This is a genomic window from Kitasatospora sp. NPDC093558 (genome assembly GCF_040683475.1).
Classification (GTDB): Bacteria; Actinomycetota; Actinomycetes; order Streptomycetales; family Streptomycetaceae; genus Kitasatospora.
The window spans coordinates 1-4,556 of record NZ_JBFBDY010000518.1 but is presented as its reverse complement, the minus strand read 5'-3'; the positions used below and the strand labels follow the sequence as shown (position 1 = coordinate 4,556).

The window sequence follows — 4,556 nt, the reverse complement described above, 5'->3', positions numbered from 1 at the left end:
GGCCGCAGGGCGCCGTCGGTCCGCTCCCACCAGGGGCCGGGCGTCTCGGCGGCGAGTCCGCCGGAGTGCGCGAGCAGCTGGGCGATCGTGGCGCCGTCGGCCGGGGTGCCGGGCAGGTGGCGGGCGAGCGGGTCGGCGAGGTCGAGCAGGCCCTCGTCGCGCAGCCGCAGGACCAGGACCGCGACGAAGGTCTTGGTGAGCGAACCGATCCGGTACTGGACGTCGGGGGCCGGCGCGTGCCCGTCGACCATGCTGCGGGCCCCGCTCCACACCAGCCGGCCGCCGCGCACCACCGCGGCGACCAGGGAGGGCGTGCGGCCCTCGGCCTGGGCCACGGCGGTGCGGTGGAACAGGGCGCGGCGGGTGGTGGGCAGCAGCTCGTCGGACAGCTCGGTCATGTGATCTTCCGGAATGCTCATGATCGGACAGTAGTCCAGTCCGGCGAGCGCGCCCGGAGATTATCGGGTCCTACGCGTGACTGAACGGGCCTACGAGGAGCGGCCGTACAGGCGGTTGAGGTTCAGCTTCCAGCGGCGGGAGTCCGGGGCATCCGGCAGCGGCGGGAGTTCGGGCCGGTGCAGCCACGCGTCGAACAGGTCCGTGAGCGGCGCCTCGGTGTAGCGGGAGGCGTGCCCGACCAGGTCGGCGGTGGCCACGACGCCGTGCCGGTGGATGCTCGTCCAGTCCTTCAGCATCCCGAAAAAGGCGGCCTCGCCGAGGGCGCACCGCAGCGCGTGGACGGCGAGGCCGCCGCGCTGGTAGAGCCGGTCGTCGAACATCAGCTTCCGGCTCGGGTCGGCGAGCCGCAGGTCCTGCGGGAGCCCCGCCAGCAGGGAGTGCGCCGCGGCGGCGTGGGTGGCCGCGGCCGGGCCGCCGGCCTGCTCGGACCACAGCCACTCCGCGTACTTGGCGAAGCCCTCGTTCAGCCAGATGTGCCGCCAGTCGGCGATCGTGACGCTGTTGCCGAACCACTGGTGCGCGAGCTCGTGCGCGATCAGCCGCTCCCGCTCCCAGCCGCCGCCCAGGTGGTTGGTGCCGAAGGTGGCGACGCCCTGCGCCTCCACCGGGACGTCCAGCTCCTCGTCCGCGACGACCACCGCGTACTCGCCGAACGGGTAGGGCCCGAACACCTCGGTGAAGAACGCCATCATCGCCGGCTGCCGCCCGAAGTCCCGCGCGAACGCCTCCGTCAGCCGCTCGGGCACGTACCCGGTCTGCGGCACCGCCGGGCGCTCGGTGAGCGGTACCTGCCGGTAGTGGCCGATCGAGACCGTCACCAGGTACGGCGAGGTCGGCGCGCTCTGCTCGTACACCCACGTCGTGCTGGACGCCCGGGTGGTGCGGGTCAGCAGCCGCCCGCCCGCGATCACCGTGAACGGCGACGGCGTGGTGACGGCTATCTGGTAGGTCGCCTTGTCGGCCGGCCGGTCGTTGCACGGGAACCACGACGGCGCGCCGACCGGCTGGCTGGCCACCAGCGCGCCCTCCGTCAGCTCCTCCCAGCCCAGACCGCCCCACGGGCTGCGCACCGGGCGCGGGTTGCCGCTGTAGTGCACCTCCACGGTGAACGCCGCACCCGCCGTGAGCGCCTTCGCCGGACGGACCCGCAGCTTGCCGCCGCGGTGGGTGTAGCGGGCGGCCTTGCCGTCCACGAGCACCCGCCCGATCCGGAAGTCGGCCAGGTCCAGCGCGAACTCGGCGAGCGCCGCGTTCGCCACCGCGCTCAGCCGGGCCGAGCCGCCGAGGCGGTTGGGGCCCGGCCGGTAGTCCAGCGCCAGCTCGTAGCGGTGCACCCGGTAGCGGTGGTCCCCGCTGTTCGGGAAGTACGGGTCCGGTGCTCCGGCGGCCGCCGGGGCGTGCTTGGGCTTCACGGGGTCGTGCACTTCCTGCGGGCCGGGACGGGTGGTCATGACGTGGTCTGCCACGCCTCGATGGGGTTGCCCAGCCACCGCGTGTCGGCGGGGACGGACTCGGCCCGCATCACCAGCGAGGCCGGGCCCAGCGTGCTGCGCTCGCCCACCGTGCTGCCGGGCAGCACGATCCCGCCCGGGCCCAGGGTGGCGCCCTCGCGGAGGACCACAGTATCCATCCGCATGATCCGGTCGTGGAAGAGGTGGGTCTGCACGACGCAGCCCCGGTTGATGCTGACCCCGTCGCCGAGCGTCACCAGGTCGGCCTCCGGCAGCCAGTAGCTCTCGCACCACACGCCGCGCCCGACCCGCGCACCGAGCGCGCGCAGCCACACGTTCAGCAGCGGCGTGCCCGGCACCGCGCCGACCAGCCACGGCACCGCCAGCACCTCCACGAAGGTGTCGGCGAGCTCGTTGCGCCACACGAAGCCGCTCCACAGCGGGTGCTCGACCGCCCGGAACCGGCCGACCAGCACCCACTTGGCCACCACCGCGACCGCGCAGGCCACCGCGCCGGCCGCCAGCAGGACCACACCCGACAGCGCCGCGGCCAGCAGCACCGAGGAGTCCGCCAGCCGGGACAGCGCCGCGACCGTCAGCACGCCGAGCGCACCCGAGGCCAGCACCGGCAGCACCCGGGCCAGCTCCACCAGACCGCGCGCCCACAGCAGCCGCACCGGCGGCTCGTACGTGAGGCTCTGGTCCGCCTCGTCCGCCGAGCGCGGCAGCCGCATCGGCGGCATGCCCAGGTACGAGCCGCCCTTCTTGGCCTTCTCCGGCGTCGCCGACAGCACCCCGACCAGACCGCGCTTGGGCACCGACCGCCCCGGCGCCGTCATCCCCGAGTTGCCGAGGAACGCCCGCTCGCCGACCTTCGCCTCACCGAGGCGCAGCCAGCCGCCGCCGAGCTCGTACGGCGCCATCAGGGTGTCGTCCGCGAGGAAGGCGCCGTCGCCGACCGTCGTCAGGCTCGGCAGCGCCAGCACCGTGGACACCTCGGCGCCCCGGCCGACCCGCATCCCGAGCGCCCGCAGCCACAGCGGCGTGACCAGGCCCGCGTACAGCGGGAACAGCACCTCGCGGGCGCGGTCCATCAGCTGGGTGACCGTCCACGCCTGCCAGCCGACCCGGCCGTGCAGGGGGTGCACCCCCGGCGTGAGGCCGATGCTCAGCAGCCGGACCGCGGCCACCAGCTGCGCCGCGTACACGGCGCCGTACGCCAGGGTCGCGGGCACCAGGCCGAGCAGGGCGCCGCGCACGGCCGTGCCGAGGTCGTCGCCGGGGTGGACGAACAGGGCGAGCAGTGCGAGGGCGGCGGCGGCCGGCAGCACGTGCAGCGCGCTGAGCGCCGCGCCGCTGGCGCCGTACATCCCGGCCCAGCGGGCCCGGCGGGCCGGACGCTCCTTGGGCCACACGCGCTCCGCGCGGCCCAGCTTGACGGCGGGCGCGCCGCCCCAGCGCTGGCCGGTCGGGACCTGGCCGATGACGCTGGAACCCGGCACCACCTGGGCGCCCTTGCCGACCTTCGCGCCGGGCAGCAGCGTCGAACGGGTGCCGACCACGGCGCCGGGGCCGACCTTGACCTGGCCGACCTCCAGCCGGTCCCCGTCCAGCCAGTAGCCGCACAGGTCCACCTCGGCCTCCACCGCGCAGCCCCGGCCCAGCTTGAGCATGCCGGTGACCGGCGGCATCGCGTGCAGGTCCACCTCGGGCGCCACCTTCGCGCCCAGCGCGCGGGCGTAGCGCACCAGCCACGCCCCGGACAGCTCGGTCGCGCCGCTCACCTCGGCGAGCCGCTCGGCGGCCCACAGCCGCAGGTGGGTGCTGCCGCCGCGCGGGTAGCGGCCCGGGCGCAGGCCCCGCAGCTGCAGCCGGGCGCCGCCGGCCGCGATCGCGAGCCGGCCCGCCGGGGTGTACAGCGCGAGCGCACCCGCGCCGACCGCCCACCAGGAGGCGGTGGGCGCCCACGGGTAGTCGCCGACGTACGACAGCAGGTTGCCGGCCGCCAGCAGGGCGACCGTCCAGCGCAGGCCCGCCACAGTGAACAGCGGGAACATCAGGAGCAGCTGCAGCAGCTTGGCCTTGGTCGGCACCGGGCTGATTGTCCGAGCCTCGACCCCGTCGGGGGCGGTGCGCTCCAGGTGCCTGGCCAGCTTGCGCAGCGTCGGGTTCTGGTAGATGTCGAGGACGGCTGCGCTCGGGTAGCGGGTGCGCAGCAGCGTGGTGAGCCGGGCGGCGGCCAGGCTGCCGCCACCGATCGCGAAGAAGTCGTCGCGCGGGCCGCCGACCGTGACGCCGAGGATCTCGGCCCACTGCTCGGCCAGCCAGGCCTCGGTGCCGTACAGCTGCTCGGTCGGGCCGCCGGTCTCCAGGTCGGGCAGCGGCCAGGGCAGCGCGTTGCGGTCGACCTTGCCGGACGTCCGGGTGGGCAGCGCGTCGACCGGCGCGAGCAGCGGGACGAGCGCGGCGGGCAGTTCGGCGCGCAGGCGCTCGACGGCCTGGGCGCGGTCGAAGGGCTCGTGGGCTTCCTGTGTTCCGTGGGCTTCCTGTGTTTCGTCCGTGGTGTGCAGGACCAGGTAGCCGACGAGCAGCTGGTTGCCGCCGCGCGCCGTGCGGACGGCGGCGGCCGCTCCCGCGACGCCCGGC

The 4,556-nt window shown here is 75.3% G+C and carries 3 protein-coding genes; all 3 read right to left on the bottom strand.

What is annotated here, in order from left to right; translation table 11 throughout:
• A partial coding sequence (locus AB0O00_RS30470; protein ID WP_363657227.1) for a serine hydrolase domain-containing protein occupies positions 1 to 398 on the bottom strand: 398 nt, incomplete at its 3' end.
• Positions 399 to 488: 90 nt separating this feature from the next.
• Entirely contained in the window at positions 489 to 1,925 is a 1,437-nt protein-coding gene (locus tag AB0O00_RS30465; protein WP_363657225.1) for a M1 family metallopeptidase, read from the bottom strand.
• Positions 1,907 to 4,556 (bottom strand): Pls/PosA family non-ribosomal peptide synthetase (locus AB0O00_RS30460; RefSeq protein ID WP_363657223.1); only part of this gene is annotated, 2,650 nt, incomplete at its 5' end. The genes AB0O00_RS30460 and AB0O00_RS30465, both read right to left, overlap by 19 nt.